We start from the raw sequence: 16019 nt of genomic DNA, 5'->3' as shown, positions 1-16019 counted from the left end.
TCCCCGGCTTCCGCACAGCTCTATCGTACCGGTTCCCGTGCGGGGCGCTGGAGGCGAACAGGAAACCTCGCGGCAACCGTCCATCCCTGCTCTATCCAGCCGCACTCCAGGTGAGAATGCGAATTACCTTCTGCCCCCTTTCAGGCGGCAATCCGAAAAGCCTTGCGTGGCGCAGCGGGCAGGAATCTCATTCAGACGCGCCGGAAAGGGGCCTACGGCCCTCCGCACCGACACGGCGACCGCCCTTCCAGACCGCCCAGGAAATCCCGCCCAGCGTCAACTGAGCAATTCCCGGGACGGCGACACCAAACCGAACACCGGACCAAGAGGCGGGGAGCCCGGCCCGCGACGGCCGGGCAACCCAAGAGCCGGGACGGCCAGGACGGCGGCCAGGACGGGCGGTCAGGCTGCCACCAGGGCGGGCACCAGGGCTTCCAGGGGCCCGGCCTGGACGGCGGCCGAGACGGGCGCAGCGGGACGGCCTGGCGGCCGACCAGGACAGCGACCAAGGCGCAGCGGCGGGGCACGGCACCAGGGCGGCGCGGGCGGGCCCTGCGGGAGCCCCCGCCGAGGCCTGCGGACCCGGCAGCCGGTGCAACACGGCACCGCAACACACCCACCCCCGCTCCCGGCCACATAGCGCCTGGTCAGACCCGCAACACGACCCCGTGTTGCACCCCGCACCCGCCACCAGCCGCCGAGCACCACCAGCACAAGGCCGGCCCCGACAATGGTCGACGTCCTCGCCGTACCCGGCCGCCCCGAACAGCGGCCCCCGGGACGCCGGCCACGACCAACAGATCGGTCGTCGGAAGCGCCCTCAGCCGAAGTTCTGGATCACCACACTGCATGCCAGACCACACATCACGCTCACCGCGGACGCGACGAAGCGCCATGGAGCCCAGCGCATCCGGGGCGGCAGGCACCAGGCGACCACGATGAGCACCAACTGCGCGCCCATCAGGCCGTAGGCAGCGTCGTACCGCAGACCCCAGTCCCGCCCACAGGCACCCCGCGGCATGCACACGTCGACCTCGACCGCGCGCACCGGCGCGAAGAACCAGTAGAGGATCTGGCAGAACGGCAGCAGAACCGTCGCGACGAGCGGGAACCTCCCCGCGTCGCGGTCGTGCGGCGACGATGCGGATCCGGCCGGAATGTTGTCCATGAACCGATCCCACCGCGCCGAACCGAACCACACATGAGCACGACTACTCAGCCGGGACCGATCACGTACCCACTCATCCCTAAGCCACCCGGCACAGCAACGGGCACCACACGAAGGCGCAGCAGACAGGCGACCCCCACCGGCCTCCAGGACACCCTCCACAACGGCCTGACAGGCACCCAGCAGCACTCAGCAGACGCACCCGCCAGAACAAGGGCCGGCCCCGACAACGGCCAACAGGCACCGGCCCGGACAGCCACAGCCGGACGGCGGCGGGGCGGGCAGCGACGGGTGAGAGAGCGGGACACACGACGCGGCGCTGCGCTGCGCCCACCACCCGGCGAGGGCCCGGTCCCGACCCTCGGTCACCGGACGTTCCAGCTGGTCAGAGCCAGTGCCAGTGACCGAAGCGACCGAAACCGCAGATCAACACGACGACAACCAAGCCGGACGGGCGCGGCCTGGACGGTGGCCGCCCACCCACGAGCATGGCGACCGAGGCCCAGCCCGGCACCACCAAACCGAACACCAACCCCCCGCCACCACCCCCGCCCCGCAATTACGACCGAAATTCAGAACGCCATCAGAAGCCAATCCACCAAAACAGCCGAACGGAATACCCGGCAGAATTCACACCCGGAAACCGGCCCACCACACCCCACCAGCCCCCGACCGGCCCCACCGAACCCCCAACCCACCCCGCCACCACACACAGTCACCAAACCCCAGTCAGTGCCAACCCCGCCGGAGCTCTCAACAGGTCCAACCAAAGGTCCAGACAACCAACCGTAAGAGGCCAAAACGCCGGCCCAACCACCAGCAGGTCACACCCGACGGCCCCTCGCCGGGTAGAGCTTCGCGTGGAGCATGCGGTCCTCCCACCACGGATCGTCTGGAGTTGAGACCAGCGCGGCCACCAGCTCGCGCTTGGTCGGGACCGGCAGCACCAGCGGGCCCAAGTCCCTTGCTGCGCTGGCCTGTACGCCCTCAAGGCACTCCAGCCGGCCCGGCTCCGCCCTCTCCCGCAGCTCCAGCGAGGAGCAGGGCGCCGATCCCCAGCACCACGACACGAAGGCCGGCCCCCGACGGCGCCCAGGGCGGCAGCGAGCACGAGGCCGGCGGACCGAGCCGCGGCCGGTACACCACCGGCGCGGACCGTCCTCATCCATGCCCAGCTCAACGACCGAGGCTTATTGCTTCCTGCACTAGGCAAGACTCTCAAGAGCTGACAGGGGAGTATGCGGAGTAGGGGACGATGACGGAACCGGGTCCACGGACCATTAGCGGGCGGATGCTATACGCCTTCACCCGGGGGGATGACAAGGACTACAAGCACTGGTCCTCCGAACTTCGGCAGGACGCGCAGGAAGGCGAAACCTGGCAGGACCTGCTGGAGGAAGCATTCCGCCGGATCGTCGAGCGGAGGTTCGGCCCGTCCGTGAAGCTCTGGCAGATCCTCAAGTTCATGGCGCGGAAGCGCCCATGGCCCGCTGAATCAAGCCGGAACTACGTCAAGCACTCGGCGGACAAGACGGTTTCCCTCATCCTGTGGGCCGCCGGCGACGCCGACGTCGAAGCGGTGGCGAAGCTCATGCACCACGAGATCGTCACCTACGAGCTCTACCTGTTCCTGGGCCTCGTCAACGACCTGAAGCTGTCGGACGCGGAGCTGATCGGCATCATCATTGCAGCCGAGCGGTTCACGGCACACCGGACGGGACTCCCGTACCCGATGCGCCCCGGCGGGCCCGGCGATTCGTCCTCCGGGCAGGGGGGCGCCGAGCGCGGGACCACCACCGGGCCGTGGGACGTCACGGAACTGGCCGAGCCCTGCCTGGGCCGGCTGGACCTGGGCCACCTGCTGATCCCGGCGATGGAAGGGATGGAGATCCGGCCCCACCGGCACGGCGAGGTCATCACCTGCGTCGACCTGATCATCGGTGGCATCGAGGTGAGGCTGTCGGCGTTCACCGCGGCCGGCACCGAGGACGGCTGGGACCGGATCAGGTCCGAAATGCTCCGCAATCCCGAACTGTTGGAGCGAGGCGCTCTGTTCGAGGAGGTGCCCGGCCCTGCGAGGCCCGAGATATGGCTCCAGCTCCCGTACCGGGAGGACGACGCCCGAAAGCTCCATCGCCGGCGCATCGTGGGCGCGGACGGGCCGGGCTGGTTCTGCAAGGCCGACGCGACCGGGGAGGACATCTTCTCCCCGGCATACCGCGACCTGGTGGACCGCCTCTTCTCCGGGATCGTCGTAGTGCCAGGCACCGATCCCGCCCCGCCCCGCACCTTCCTCCCCCTGTCCCTCCCGCAATAGGCAACCATCCGATCCCAAGCAACCCGGAAGACACACACGCCCTTCCGGGCGCAGCACAAACCGCTCCCGGCGGCTGTCGCAACCACCTGTCGCGTCCGGGCTCACCGACCGGCAGGCTTCGGCGAAGGCGTGCGCGGCGGCGAGGCCGCCGATGTCGGGGCGGGTCTTGTTGATACCGCCGACGAGGTTGAAGGGGAGCCAGGTGTCGAAGCCGCGGCACGAAAAGATGTCGCGCACCTCGAAGCCCTTCCCAGGGGCGGGTGACGGGCCGCAGCCCCGGCTCGGGGAGGCCGCTGGTGGCGAACACGAGCCCCTGCGACCGTCCACCCACCGGGAGCGCCTGGACGAACCGGCGCAGCCGCGGGTGGACCCCGAGAAGATCCCCGAGCCGAAGCCCACGAGGTCAACCAGGCCGTGCTCGACGTCACCGGACAGGGCCCAGTCGGCCGTGGGGGACGGGCGTGGCCTGACGGCCCGCCGGGGGTGTCTGGGGGGTGCCCCGCACGGTCGCGGTGCGCAGCGGCGGCGGCGTCCACGGGTTCGCGGAGCAAGGCGGCGCTGACGCGGAGCTACGGACCGTAGGGCTGATGGGCGGGGTTCAGGTAGGGGGTGACGCCGGAGTAGGACATGCCGAGGGCGGCGGTCAGCAGTTCGATGTCGAGTTGGGCGGCGAGGGTCAGTAGGCGGGTGGAGCGCAAGATCTGTGGGAGCAGGCTGGCGGGGGTGAGGCTGTCGCGGATGTGGGCGGCGCCGGCGGGGGTGCGGGTGGTGATGGTGAGGCGGGTAGTGAGGATGTGGGGGTTGGCCGTTCCGGTGCGGGCGCGGTGGTCCAGGCAGCGCTGTAGTGCGTGCCAGGTCGCGGCATCGAGCGGGGTGGGGGTGGGGTTCGGGCGGCCGGGGAAGTGCAGCGTGCGGCGAACGGTGTCCACGGCGGCGTCGGTCAGGTGACGTAGTTCGGTGGTGGTGGCGGCGTGGAGGAGGGCGGCGAGGCCGATGAGGGCTTCGTGGGGGTGGGTGCCGGGGTTGGTGGTCCAGCGTCGGTAGAGGGCGCGCTGGTGGTCGAGGGTGAGGGTGGGGCCGCGGAAGCCGCAGTGCTGCGGGGCGTCGGGAGAGTTCGACGGGTTCCAGCAGCTCTTCACCCCTGACACGCCGAGCCCGCACCACGATCTGATCAAGGACGCCGAGTGGCTAGGCGCACGAGCCGCTGCTGACGCCTGGATCGGCGACCTCTTCAGTCCGCGTCCCGTGTTCCCTGCCGCCGGCGGCCTGCTTCGGTGGGCGGACTCGGAACAGGCCGACCAGTTCTTCTGGCTGACCGATTCCGCCGATCCCGACCGCTGGCCGATTTTCGCCCAGCCGCATGATGACGTCGCCGCTGGCTGGGAGCGATTCGACGGCTCCACCAGCGAGTTCATCCACCGGGTCCTCACGGATCCCCAGCAGCCGTTCTCCATCGCCTGCTTCTTCGACACCCACACCTTCGAGTCGTACGAGCAGATCAGAGAGCCGGACCGCGAGTGGGATCCCGATCCACATTGGTGAGTGTCGAGAAGCCAGCACCCGGCAGCTGCCGCAGAGGATCGATGCCACCGTTACCTGGACGCTCGTCTCACGCTCTGTGATGGGCAGTCGAGGCACAGCAGACCGGCACCAGGGCGCCCTGCCCGACCGGCGGCAACGGCTTCCCTGAGGTCCCCCCGGTGTGCGGGAGGTGCTGACAGCCACGACACCCCCACGACCAGCCAAAACGTCATCCATGACAGCAGTCAGACGACAGTCAACGGCAGTAGAAACCTGCCCATGACCAGCACGAACACCCAAAACACCACTGCCACACTCGTGACAGATCACCACCGCCACTCCCCCGACACGCATCACCCGGCCCGGTGGCGGGCCCTCACGGGCACCCCGTGCGGCGGTCCCTGACAGGCCTTCAAGCACAGATTCCGGACCGGAATCCGAAGCGTATCCGGCGGCGTTCCCCCGGCTTCCACACAGCTCTATCCTGCCGGCTCCCAAAAGGGCGTTAGACGCGAACGGACACATCGCTCCAACCGTCCATCCCGGCTCTATCCGGCCGCACTCCCTGCGGGAATGCGAATTTCCTTCTGCTCCTTTTCAGGCGGCAATCCGAAAGCCTCGCAAGGCGCAGCGGGCAGGAATCTAATTCAGGCACGCCGGAAAGGGGCCTACGGCCCTCCACGCCGACACGGCGACCACCCTTCCAGACCGCCCAGGAAATCCCGCCCAGCGTCAACCGAGCAATTCCCGGGACGGCGACACCAAACCGAACACCGGACCAGGACGGCCACCAGGGCGGGGCGCAGCGGGGCGCGGCACCGGGCGGCGGGGAGCCGCTGTCCTGTGCCAGCGAAGTTGGACCGGTGGGGCTGTCGTCAGGCGGGGGACGCCCCTAGGTTCTGCTCCTCCCAGGCCTCGTTCGCTTCGATGTAGAGCGGTTCCAGGTACTCCCAGGGGTCGAGGCCCTGCGCGCGCATCGTGTGCTCGACGCGCCAGTGGATGAAGCGTGAATGGGGAGCCCCGAAGACCAGGCGCTCATCGAAGTCGATGTTCGAGGCCTCGGTGAGCCACTTCACCAGGAGGCCGGTGATGCTCAGATCGAACTCCACGAAGGGCTGATTGCGCTCCCACAGAACAACTGGCCATTGCTCGGGAATGGCACCCCTCGTGCGCCAGTAGACGGCGCCCCACAGGTCACCGTTGCCGTCCACCAAGCGGAGCCCACACAGCAGCGCCCCGGGCTCCGGCCACAGCGGATAATCGGACTTCGTGTGCAAGAGCCATGCGGTCTTCTCGGGGGTCGGGGTCATTTGACCCACGGACGGGATCCCCGACTCGTGCTCTCCGCTCACAGGGGGGAGCACCATCAGACACTGGTCAACGGTGCCCACGCCGTAGACGGCGACCAGGTCGCGGAAATCGGCCGGCAACTGGCACCCGAGCTCCTGCTCAACCTCCAGCCAGTCGAGTTGCTCCCCGGCTTCCGGGCCAGGCGGCATCAGCGCCATGAGGCGCTCCACATCAGGGTGCACAGGCGCCGTTCCTCCACAGTCGCATGATCACGAGCGGCCCAACTGTACGACCGCAGCGTCACGCCCGCGCCGTCTCGACTGGATCAGAGCGGTCAGCACTAACGGAGAAGGACATCGCCCGCTCGCGCCACATCGGTCCAACTTCGTTGTCCCAAACTGCGGAGTGATCCATCTTCGATGGCACGACTGGCCGACAGTCCAACTTCAGCGGTATGCCGTCCACCTTCGCTGTCACACGTCAGCCGCCGAGGCCGGCCAACCGGCGCAGCCCGGCGCAACACGAGGTGCAACACACCCACCCACCCCGGCTCTCGGCCACATAACACCTGGTCAGACCCGCAACACGGCCCCGTGTTGCACCCCAGCGCAACACCGCGTTGCACCCCGCACCCACCACCAGCCCACCGGCCGACCCGCCGCCGAGCACCACCACCAGGACGAGGCCGCCGAGAAGGCCGGCCCCGACAACGGCCGCCGTCCCGGCCGCACCCAGCGGCCCCGGACGGCGTCGGCGGCCCCGGACGGCGACCAGGACAGCCCACCCCTGGCCGTCGTCGACACCCGGCTGCGGCCACCACCCGAGCAGCAGCCGCGGCCCCACCCCGGCCCCTGTCGCACCCACCTGTCGCGCCCCCACCACACATCCACCCACGTCATCTGCGGCCGGAATCCGCTTGTTGATGCTTGTCAGCGTTGCGACGATCACGGGATGGATCGCATCGATAGCCGAGACGTCGACCGGGCTGTGGACGAGATGGTTCGGACACTCAGCCCGCACGACTCCGAGGACTGGCAGACCCGAGCGAGGTCTCTGGACTGGAGCTGCTGGCAGACTGCCGCCCACGTTGCGCACGATCTGCTCGCTTATGCCGGACAGCTGGCGGCTCGTCCGACGGACGCGTACCTGCCTTTTGACCTCACCGTCAACGCCGATGCGCCGGCGAGCGAAGTGCTCAGGGTGGTGACCGCTTGCGGAAGACTCCTGAGCACCGTGGTCGCCGCAGCTGCACCCGGTGATCGCGCTTGGCACTGGGGACCGTGTGATCCGGAGGGATTCGCCGCGATGGGAATCGCCGAGACCCTCCTCCACACACACGACATCACCCAGGGCCTGGGGATTGCCTGGCGCCCTCCGGAGGACCTCTGCGCCGCGGTGCTCAACCGGCTGTTCCCCGACGCTCCGCCCGGTGACCCCGTCCAGGTTCTCCTCTGGTCCACTGGCCGGGGTGAGTCCGCCGACCGCCCCCGCGTCACCTCGTGGGTCTGGAAAGCCGCCATCTCGGACTGAGCACAGGCTCTGACCATGGGGGCGCCCGACACGGCCCAACCACCCACGGACGGCGGCCCCGAGACGGCGGCAGCCAGGCCTGGACGGCGGCGACCGAGCAGGGCACAGCAGGCCCGGACGGCGCGGAGGCCCGGCGGCTCCACCCCCGACGAAACCGAACACCCACCATCGACACCACCCACGCCACCACAATTCCAACCCGAATTCAGACCACCACAGGTGGCGAATCCAATAAAAGCAGCGGCACGGAATTACCGGCGGAATTCACGCCCGAATACAGGCCCAACATCCGCCGACCCCGCCCGGCGAGGCCGACCGGGCCCCCGACCCACCCACCACCACACACAGTCACCAAACCAGCCACCCGACACCACCCACCCACACCCCCAACAGACACAACCAAAGGTCCAGACAACCCGGTATAAGCGGCCATTCCACGCCCACACCCGTCAACAGGTCACATCCGACGGTGGGGGTTGAGCTACTTCTCTCCGTGGCTCGCGCGTGCGGCTCGGTGCCGGGCATCCGCCGCTTCCGCGCGGGCCTGCTTCGCTGCCCGCTCGGCCAGTCGCGCGGGGCAGAACTCCTCCTCCGTCCGGTGGTTCACCACCTGGCGCAGCTTGCGGCCGGCGGACCGGCGGGAGCCGCGGGCGTGGCGGCGTACGGCTCTGGAAGGCAGGCGGACCGCCCGCCGGGTGGCCTTGTCCGGGCTGAACCGGTAGTCCATGCTCAAGCGGGCCGTCGGCGTACCGCTCCAGCAGCGCCAGGAGCCGTGTCTGGACGGTGCGCAGCTCTACCACCGGGCAGTTGCCCCAGCCGTCGGCGTCGTAGGCCTGGCAGGGCGCTGGGGTCTTCGTCATCATGGCGGCCATCCTGGCCGAGGTTGGCTGTGGACAGCGGCGCTGGTGACGGAACAGCGCGGCCCAGCCGGAGGTCACCGGCTGGGCCGCGCAATGGAAAGGGCAGCGGGCCCCCCGGGGACTGCGCGGTCGGTCAGAACTGGCGGCGCCGCACGACGGGCCGGACGGGCCGGGCCTGCTCGGTGCCGCGCAACGCGAAGGCGGCGGTGCGGGTGCGCTCCCGCCAGCTCATGACCTGGCGCAGCGTGGCCGGGTCGAGGTGGCGGGCGAGGTCGCGGACGGCCTGCTGGTCGTCGTCGGTCAGCACGTACAGGCCCGCGCGTTCCAGCGCGGTGTAGAGGGGCTGGGCGGCGGTGCCGGCCTGGGCCCGCTGGGTGGCGTCGGCGTCCTGATGGTCCTGGTAGGCGGCCTCACGGGCGCGGTCAGCGATGTCTTGCTGGTGCTGCTCGGCGTACAGCGCCCGGCTGAGGACGAGGTCGTGGTCTGGGTCGTAGACCTTGAGCAGGCTGGTGGCGGCCGCGCCACGCACCCGCTTCCACTCCTGGACGACCACCGCGGCCTGGAGCTCGGCGTACTCGCTCGTCCTGAGCGGCGGCCAGGGCCCGCTCGGGCACGGTCATCCCGGCCGCCCGGCGGCGGATGCGGGCGGGGACGGCACCAAGCAGGTCGTACTCCCGGTCGCCGGACTCCCCGTCCGGGTCGTCCGCGTCGTCCGGGCCGGCCTGGACGGGGTGCTGGTCGAGGGCTGCGTGCAGCGTCTCCTTGGCCTGGTGTGCCTCGGTATGCAGGACGGGTTCCGGCCGGCCGAGCTGATCTACAGTGACGAGGAGTCGGCCGTCGATCAGGGCGGCCCAGCCGTCCAGGCCGAAGGCGCCCTTCTCAACCCAGCCGCGGGCGAGGCCCGCGCCCTGGTGAAGGGTGCGGATGCCGCCCCCTTCACCAGCGGGGCCGCCTCACGCGGGTGGCCTGAGCAACTCGTGGCTACTGAACGCCGGTTGCCGCATGGCAGACGCGGGCTGGCCCTCAACCTCGAGTTGTCATGAGCGAGGGATCCGGTCTGGACCGAGTGGTCCGGCCGGAGCCCTCCATGTGTTCGACGCACACCGATGGACGGTCACCCGGCCCGCTCGTCCCGCACCGCGCGGACCGCCACCAGCGCCACGATCGCCGTCACCAGTAGCAGTCGGGGCACGCCAGCCGGCCCGGGTCCGCCCTCTCCCGCAGCTCCAGCTCCGAGCCCTCCGGGCCTTCGGGGCCCCGGTTCCACCTCGGTGCCCCGGGCTGGCCCCACCTCGGCCGCCGGCGGTCAGCGCGCGGCGCGGCGGCCACGCTGGCCCTCAGCCGATGGCCACCCAGGCGTCGGGGAGGGGCCGCACGAACCGCGCGGTGTGCTCGGGGTTGTCCTCGCTGAACGCTTCCCAGTCTGGAAGCTCATGGTCCACCGTGTCCGGCGAGTCGTGCCGCGCGCAGTGCTGGGCGAGCCACCGGTCGTCACGGCCCACCGTGTAGACGCTGATGAGCCCGCGCCTGCTGACCATCTGTTCCCAGCGCCCGACCTGGCTGGTCTCGACCCAGTTCTTGCACCGCGTGCTGGACCGCGTCCGGGCGACGCACTGGATGCCGCCGATCGGGTCGGGGCCGATCCACAGCCGGTCGTTGATCACGAACAACATCGGGGGGCGCTGGCCCAGATTCTCGCTCACGCCATGGATCCTGCCAGACGGCAAGGCCCGCCACCCCCCGGTTCCGGACCCGGCGAAGGGCACCTGAACGTCTCTCGCAAGCACAAGGAGCCGCTGGTGCTGGCCGACGGCACCACCGCGCAGATCCGCCTCGGCCTGTTCATCGCCAACAGCCGCAGCAGGCGGGCCGACATCCCCGCCGACCGCGCCGCCCGGCTCACCGAACTCGGCATCCGCTGGGAGTAGCGGCAGGGGGTGGAGTGGGCGAGGGCTGTAGCGCGGAGTCGGCGCCGTAGCCCTTTCGTTGCATCAGCCGACACCTCATTGGGGCCCCTGTCGGCGGCTGCGGGCCCAAGGAGGTGTGCGTCAGCGGCTCCGGTGCGAGCCGTTGCTGAGGCAGGGCCAGGTTCTCGGATCGGGCCGGCGCGGTCCACGCCGCGAGCCATGCACGGAGTTCTTCCTTGGTGTAGCGGTACGTCCCCGTCTTGTCCTGCATGCCCTCGGGGAAGGGGATTCCGCGCCGGGTGGAGCGGGCGCGGTACGTCCTGGTGGTGCTGGGCTTCCAGGACAGCAGGCCCTGCTTCCATGCCTGCTGGAGGTGTACCTCTCGATGCCGTCCGGCCAGCCCTGCTCACCGGGAGGTTCAGGAGCGGGCTGGACCGGCGGGACGACCGGACTCGGGTCGCAGACGTGGGGACGCTCCTGGGCGAGCAGAGGCTGGAGCCCTGCCAGCACCCGGGCCAGCGACGCGCCCGGCGCCCCGGCTGCGGCGGCCTGTGCGGTCAGCTCCACCGCATGGGCGTCGGTCAGGCGCACCGCCGTAATCGCCTGGTTTCGGGCTTCGACGGCATCAGCGCCTTGAGGTGAGATGTCCATTCCATGTCCCTGCCCAACGACCCAGGCCCGCCCGAGGTACCGTCCTTGGCCAACTCGTCCGCCAGACCGGGAGTTGCCGACTGGCTCCGCTCCCGTCACAGCAGGTCAGGCTGCCAGATGACGCGATCGGGGTAGACGTGCGCGGTCGGGGCCAACTTGTACGTGCCATCGGTGGCGTCTGCGGGCACCACCCATCCGACTCCCTGGTAGGCCCAGGGCCTGTCTTCGCGTGCCACGGCGCACTCCTTGGTGTCGGTGACGATGGTCTGGCCGGCCAGGACGGTCAACTGTCGCGGACCGGGGTCTCCCTGGCACCGATGGAAGGCGCTTTCCCGCGCGTATTGAAGGCGGGTCTTGAGTTCCATCGGCCGACTGCCGCGATTAGTGATCTTGAGAGCGAAGGAGACCCACTCGGCCTCGACCCGGGCACACACGCGCCAGGTGACCATTTCCGGTCCCTGGATCGGGGCACTGCACCGGCTGTCCTCGCCGAGAGGGCCCTTCTCCAGCCCCGGTTGCTCCGAGGCCGCAGCGGGCTGGGGCGTGCTGGTGCCGTTGCTGGAAGCGTCGGTTCGGATGCCGGCGGTGCTTTCTGGCGGGGGAAGGACGTCGGCGGCCGCCGATCCGGGCGCGGCGGTGTTCCTGATGATCGGCGCGAGGACGCCGGTGGCAACGACCAGTGCGGCTGCGCCGAGAAGAAGCCGTCCCTTCCGGCCGGCGGGGATCCACCGCCTGTGGGGATGCGCGTGCAGGAAGTGGGGCGGTTCGTCGTGCTCTTGCGTGGCTGGCGCGTCGGCCGGGTCCCGGGATGCGTCCGTTGTCGGCTGGTCAGCGGGCGGGTTGAGAGCAGCTTCGAGTTCCTGCCAGCGCGCATCCCACTCGGCGACAGCGGCTTCGGCGCGAGCGCGGTCGGACTTCGCGTACAGGTGGCAAGAGAGGACGAACGCGCGAGTGACTTCTCGGGACGGCTGGCTGTCGCCGCGGGCCGCGTTGGAGAACGTCGTGTCCGAGTAGTTCTTCGTGCCGGTCCTCTTCGAGTAGGTCGCCAACTGTCTGTAGGTCGGGCTCCCGCACTCCTCGCGCAGCGCGCGCAGCGCGGTTGCGAACGCCGCCAGAGGTCCGCCCTCGGGGTCGATCGGGCGTTCCTGCCGCCCCTGCCTGCTGGCCAACCCGACCTCACCCAGCCTTTTTTGATGACCCGTTGATTACTTCGGGACAAGTGTGGCTGGTCATCAAGCCCTACATCAATCTGAGGTCAACAAGCCGCACCCCGCAGGAGGGGACATCAGTCGGCTTGATCGCCATCAGAGAGGACACCCATGGGGAACATCCGTACGCAGGTGCTGCGGGCAACCGCGTCGGTAGCCGGTGCGCTCGTGCTCCTGGCTGCGGGGGCGGTGACGGCGCCCGTGCAGGCGCAGGCCGCCCCGCTCGGCAAGGTCTGCATGATCAACTCCGTGGACGGCGCGCAGACCCTCGGCCACATCGGCTGGGCGTTCAAGGTTCGCGGCGACCGCGACCACTGGATCTACGGCGCCACCGAAGCCAGCGGGGATTTCGAGATCAAGCCGGGACCCAACACGAACAGCTCGTGGATCAAGGCAGGCAGCTGGAACCAGATGCTCGGCTACTTCCGCGGCCTCAAGGTCAAGCAGGGCGACCACTGGGTGCAGGAGTACAGCCACTGGCGGTGCGAGGACACCCGCGACGGTGACGCCGGCAAGGCCCAGGAGGTGTACCGGCACGAGCGGGACAACGGCTACAACGTGCTCGACAACAACTGCCTGACCAAGTCCCTGAAGATCCTCAAGGGCTACAGCGCTGTTCTCGCCCGCGACCCCCGGCTTCCTATCCCGCCGCTCTACCGGCACCCGTCGTGGAACGCACCGAACAACTACTTCCGTGAGGGCCTCGACCAGGCCCACTGGGAGAGCATCCACCGCCTGTGAGGGCTGGCGTCATTGTGTGCCGTCTGATCACCCGACGGACAACGCCAGGCATCGCGCGACGTTCCACCGCGCTCCGCCCCGATACGCCGTAACGGCCGCGGCCGGGGGAGCGGAACCGCTCGGCCCGTGGGTGCCCACCATCCGGCGGGCACCCACGGGTGCAGCAAGCACGGACCACGTCATGGAGAAGGGATACACAGAGATGGCTGATCTACTCCGGTACGGAGCCCCGACAGTCTCCTGCATCGTCGCAATCACTGCCCTCGTCATCTCCATCCGGCTCAACCACAGGCAGCGCCAGATAACTCGCCTTGAGATCGCCCGAAACCTCCACGGCGAACTGATCAGCGACGCCGCTATGAAGGACCGCCACACCCTCGGCACCATCCACTGGCAGAACAGGCCCATCTCCTCCGAGGGGACCGAGCGCGGGGAGGTGATGTGCGCCTACTTCGCCATGCTCTGGCGCTTCGAGCGCCTGCACGCCGGCAGGAAGGTACTCCTCGAAGAGAACAACAACGTGCACGACATCGCCCTGACCATCCTGGACCGCCAGATCCAGACCCATGTTGCGGACTACACCTGTACCTTCTACGAGATCAGAGCCAAGCTGGAGGACTCCAACAAGAACGATCCCGTCGTCGACGACCGCTACGCCATCTCCTTCAAGGAACTGCGCAAGTCCCTCGCAGACACCGCGGACGAGGACACCAGAAGAAAACTGATGTACCACACGGACAACTCCGAGACGTGCGGATGTTCCTGCCACAAGGTGAACCCGAAGCCTCCCGTCCCCGCCCAGCACTCCCAGGCCTCGTAGACAGAGCCCCCTGAACTGAAGATCAGATAGCAACCCGATCGCCCATCGCGGCGCCGAGTCCGGCCAGAAACATCAGCTGGGCCTGGCGCCCCGGGGCTCTCCAGGCCGTCTCTGCCCAGCTGTGCCCGCCGCGTCCGAGGAACTTGGCGGCGGGAGTCGACAGGGGCGGCCTGGTGGGCCTTCTGGCGCCGCCCGCGCGCCCCGGCCCCCGCCCCACCGCGAGCGGCCGGCACCAGCCGGACGCGAGAGAAGAAGAGGCCCGCCGCAGGCGCGGGAAACCCTCAACGCCACCGCCCCACCCAACCAGCCAGCCACCACCCACAAAGCCAAGGACAGGAAGGGGAAGGAGAGGGTTGTCGGGGTGGTGAGTTTCGCCTTGACGGCCACTCACCACGGCCTCTGACCTGCGCGTTCGCCGGGAATCCGAGCGCTGCGGCCGGGATGGGCGGCGACCGGTTGGTGCACCGGTTCGTAACCCCGGTTGTCGCACCGGTTAGAACACCCGTTGTCGGATCGTGACCGAATGGGCCGGTCTTGGGGAGAAAAGTGGTGAGTACCGCGGGCTTCCATACGGTGCTCGCCGCCAGCGGGGCGGTGGGCACCGATCGTGAGGAGCCCCGTGATGGCGACGCCGCCCGAGATCGACCACCACGTCGTGGCCGCGCTGTACCAGTTCCGGATGGCCACGGCCGAGCAGCTGCGCGTCCTGCACACCCCCGACAGCAAGCCAGAGCTGATGCGCCGGCGGCTGCGCAAGCTGAAGGACGAGGGCCTGGTCGAGGACGTCGTCCTCCCGCAGGCCGGCAGGCTGCGGGCCTGGTTCCTGACCGAGCGGGGCGCGCGGATCGCCGCCCGCTTCCCCGAGCTGGAGAACGTGGCCTCCCCGCCACTGCCCGAGGACAAGACCGAGGCGAGGCTGCGGGTCGGGCACATCCTCGCCGTCACCCGCACCCAGGTCGCCTTCGTGGCCGGCGCCCGCAAGGCAGGCGACGAATGCGCGCCGCTGGACTTCCTGCCCGAGATCTACCACCGCGTTGCTGCGCTGGGAGCGCAGGTCGGCGATGGCCGGGAGGTTGAGCAGCTCGCGCAGGTCCTCGTCCGTCACACTGCCGGCGGGCGCGCTGCTGAACCGCCTGGACCTGATCCGGTCCACTCCGCTCCCCCACGGCATCGCAATCACCGGCGCCTACCGGCCCACCCGACTCACGACCAAGGAAGGCTGGAACGAGTTCGCCCACCAGGTCCTGGCCGCGCCCCACCTGCAGGACTGCGCTCCGCTGGGCACACCCTTCCGCGACAATGACCCGCGGCTGCTCTACCACGGCGAGACGCTGCCCGTGGACACCGACGACCTGTGGCAGGGTCGGCGTGCCGTCGCGTCGGCAGGGACAGACCGTCGGGATGATCCCTCCTCGCCGCGCAGGCGTCAGCCGAGCCGTGCCGCGATGCTGCTCAGCGGGGTGTCCTCCCCCGCGCGGGACGGGGTCCGGTCGCCCGCTCGAAGTGTCAGCGGCGCAGAAGGTAGACCAGATCGTCCCAGCGGGTGACCACGGCCCCGGCGCCCGCGCCGACAGCCACCGATGCCAGCCCGATCACGGCCGAGACCGGGCCGTCTGGCAGCAGCACGACGGCCAGGGCCGTCACCGCGAGCAGGGCGTTTCTGGCGAGGAAGGCGCCGACCGTTGAGCCTGCCGCGGCGTCGGCGACGCCGAAGCACTGGCAGGAGCCCGCTCGTCCGGCTCTGACAGTCGCGATCGTGAACACCGCGAGCAGTGCCAGCGCGAGCAGAGCACCGAAGCGGGCCGTGGCGATCAGCAGCACCGCCGTGAACGTCTCCGTAAGCAGAGTGACCAGCGCGACGCCGTTCCGTGTCGAAGCAGGTATCCAGCTGAAGTCTGCGAGCCCTGCGCTGAAGGCGCCGAACGCGGTACGGCTGCGCGCCTTCCCGGCAACCGCGACCGCGAACACCACGGCCAGCAGGGCGCGGCAGGCGTAGTCCACGCAGT

Annotated in this window: 17 protein-coding genes; 8 read left to right on the top strand and 9 right to left on the bottom strand. The window is 69.6% G+C overall.

The window, feature by feature from the left end; genetic code table 11:
* Positions 1-820: 820 nt before the first annotated feature.
* Positions 821-1168 carry a hypothetical protein gene (locus O1G21_RS39755; RefSeq protein ID WP_270150726.1) on the bottom strand — a complete coding sequence of 116 codons (348 nt, stop codon included), beginning with the start codon at positions 1166-1168 and terminating at the stop codon, positions 821-823.
* An 824-nt stretch (positions 1169-1992) separates the two neighbouring features.
* Positions 1993-2115 (bottom strand): hypothetical protein, encoded by a 123-nt coding sequence (locus tag O1G21_RS39750; protein WP_270150725.1) that lies wholly within the window; start codon positions 2113-2115, stop codon positions 1993-1995.
* 344 nt (positions 2116-2459) lie between these two features.
* On the opposite strand from O1G21_RS39750, the gene O1G21_RS39745 reads away from it, so the two are divergent.
* Positions 2460-3485 (top strand): DUF3710 domain-containing protein, encoded by a 1026-nt coding sequence (locus O1G21_RS39745; RefSeq protein WP_270150724.1) that lies wholly within the window; start codon positions 2460-2462, stop codon positions 3483-3485.
* 569 nt (positions 3486-4054) lie between these two features.
* On the opposite strand, the gene O1G21_RS39740 is transcribed toward O1G21_RS39745, so the two are convergent.
* On the bottom strand, positions 4055-4633 hold the full coding sequence (locus tag O1G21_RS39740; protein WP_270150722.1) for a hypothetical protein: 579 nt from the start codon (positions 4631-4633) through the stop codon (positions 4055-4057).
* Positions 4634-4730: 97 nt separating this feature from the next.
* On the opposite strand from O1G21_RS39740, the gene O1G21_RS39735 reads away from it, so the two are divergent.
* Positions 4731-5027, top strand: a complete 297-nt coding sequence (locus O1G21_RS39735; protein ID WP_270150720.1) for a hypothetical protein — start codon at positions 4731-4733, stop codon at positions 5025-5027.
* Between the two features lie 854 nt (positions 5028-5881).
* Here the strand turns inward: O1G21_RS39735 and O1G21_RS39730 are convergent.
* Positions 5882-6514 (bottom strand): SMI1/KNR4 family protein, encoded by a 633-nt coding sequence (locus tag O1G21_RS39730; RefSeq protein WP_270150718.1) that lies wholly within the window; start codon positions 6512-6514, stop codon positions 5882-5884.
* A gap of 733 nt (positions 6515-7247) precedes the next feature.
* Between O1G21_RS39730 and O1G21_RS39725 the strand changes: the two genes are divergently transcribed.
* Positions 7248-7826: a maleylpyruvate isomerase N-terminal domain-containing protein gene (locus O1G21_RS39725; protein ID WP_270150716.1), complete on the top strand. Its 579-nt coding sequence runs from the start codon at positions 7248-7250 to the stop codon at positions 7824-7826.
* 481 nt (positions 7827-8307) lie between these two features.
* On the opposite strand, the gene O1G21_RS39720 is transcribed toward O1G21_RS39725, so the two are convergent.
* The gene (locus tag O1G21_RS39720; protein ID WP_270150714.1) at positions 8308-8559 is read right to left on the bottom strand and encodes a hypothetical protein; all 252 of its coding nucleotides are present in this window, start codon (positions 8557-8559) and stop codon (positions 8308-8310) included.
* 260 nt (positions 8560-8819) lie between these two features.
* A complete protein-coding gene (locus tag O1G21_RS39715) occupies positions 8820-9215 on the bottom strand; it encodes a hypothetical protein (protein ID WP_270150711.1) in 396 nt (131 codons plus the stop codon).
* Between O1G21_RS39715 and O1G21_RS39710 the strand changes: the two genes are divergently transcribed.
* A complete protein-coding gene (locus O1G21_RS39710; protein ID WP_270150710.1) occupies positions 9196-9729 on the top strand; it encodes a hypothetical protein in 534 nt (177 codons plus the stop codon). The two genes, O1G21_RS39715 and O1G21_RS39710, sit on opposite strands and share 20 nt — an antisense overlap.
* Positions 9730-10023: 294 nt before the next feature.
* On the opposite strand, the gene O1G21_RS39705 is transcribed toward O1G21_RS39710, so the two are convergent.
* Entirely contained in the window at positions 10024-10389 is a 366-nt protein-coding gene (locus tag O1G21_RS39705) for a hypothetical protein (protein ID WP_270150708.1), read from the bottom strand.
* A gap of 96 nt (positions 10390-10485) precedes the next feature.
* Here O1G21_RS39705 and O1G21_RS39700 point away from each other — a divergent pair, with 96 nt between their 5' ends.
* Positions 10486-10614 (top strand): helicase, encoded by a 129-nt coding sequence (locus O1G21_RS39700; RefSeq protein ID WP_270150707.1) that lies wholly within the window; start codon positions 10486-10488, stop codon positions 10612-10614.
* A gap of 725 nt (positions 10615-11339) precedes the next feature.
* On the opposite strand, the gene O1G21_RS39695 is transcribed toward O1G21_RS39700, so the two are convergent.
* Complete coding sequence (locus O1G21_RS39695; protein ID WP_270150706.1) at positions 11340-12413, bottom strand: hypothetical protein; 1074 nt, start codon at positions 12411-12413, stop codon at positions 11340-11342.
* Between the two features lie 150 nt (positions 12414-12563).
* Here O1G21_RS39695 and O1G21_RS39690 point away from each other — a divergent pair, with 150 nt between their 5' ends.
* The 3 genes from O1G21_RS39690 (at position 12564) to O1G21_RS39680 (ending at position 15316) form a co-directional block, all read left to right on the top strand.
* Positions 12564-13193: a hypothetical protein gene (locus O1G21_RS39690; protein WP_270150704.1), complete on the top strand. Its 630-nt coding sequence runs from the start codon at positions 12564-12566 to the stop codon at positions 13191-13193.
* Positions 13194-13374: 181 nt separating this feature from the next.
* A complete protein-coding gene (locus O1G21_RS39685; RefSeq protein WP_270150702.1) occupies positions 13375-14013 on the top strand; it encodes a hypothetical protein in 639 nt (212 codons plus the stop codon).
* Positions 14014-14635: 622 nt separating this feature from the next.
* Positions 14636-15316, top strand: coding sequence for a replication-relaxation family protein (locus O1G21_RS39680; protein WP_270150700.1), 681 nt, complete (start codon positions 14636-14638; stop codon positions 15314-15316).
* Between the two features lie 203 nt (positions 15317-15519).
* Here the strand turns inward: O1G21_RS39680 and O1G21_RS39675 are convergent, their stop codons facing one another.
* Positions 15520-16014 (bottom strand): MauE/DoxX family redox-associated membrane protein, encoded by a 495-nt coding sequence (locus tag O1G21_RS39675; protein ID WP_270150699.1) that lies wholly within the window; start codon positions 16012-16014, stop codon positions 15520-15522.
* Positions 16015-16019: the final 5 nt, after the last annotated feature.

It is taken from the genome of Kitasatospora cathayae, assembly GCF_027627435.1.
In the GTDB taxonomy this organism is placed as follows: Bacteria; Actinomycetota; Actinomycetes; order Streptomycetales; family Streptomycetaceae; genus Kitasatospora; species Kitasatospora cathayae.
The sequence above is the reverse complement of the archived record's forward strand: the minus strand, read 5'-3'. Positions and strand labels throughout refer to the sequence as shown.

Bases quoted from the DNA above. Each gene is read 5' to 3' on its own strand.
- O1G21_RS39745 (WP_270150724.1), top strand. From the start codon at position 2,460: ATGCTATACGCCTTCACCCGGGGGGATGACAAGGACTACAAGCACTGG.
- O1G21_RS39755 (WP_270150726.1), bottom strand. From the start codon at position 1,168: ATGGACAACATTCCGGCCGGATCCGCATCGTCGCCGCACGACCGCGAC.
- O1G21_RS39680 (WP_270150700.1), top strand. From the start codon at position 14,636: ATGGCGACGCCGCCCGAGATCGACCACCACGTCGTGGCCGCGCTGTAC.
- O1G21_RS39725 (WP_270150716.1), top strand. From the start codon at position 7,248: ATGGATCGCATCGATAGCCGAGACGTCGACCGGGCTGTGGACGAGATG.
- O1G21_RS39730 (WP_270150718.1), bottom strand. From the start codon at position 6,514: ATGGCGCTGATGCCGCCTGGCCCGGAAGCCGGGGAGCAACTCGACTGG.
- O1G21_RS39685 (WP_270150702.1), top strand. From the start codon at position 13,375: ATGGAGAAGGGATACACAGAGATGGCTGATCTACTCCGGTACGGAGCC.
- O1G21_RS39690 (WP_270150704.1), top strand. From the start codon at position 12,564: ATGGGGAACATCCGTACGCAGGTGCTGCGGGCAACCGCGTCGGTAGCC.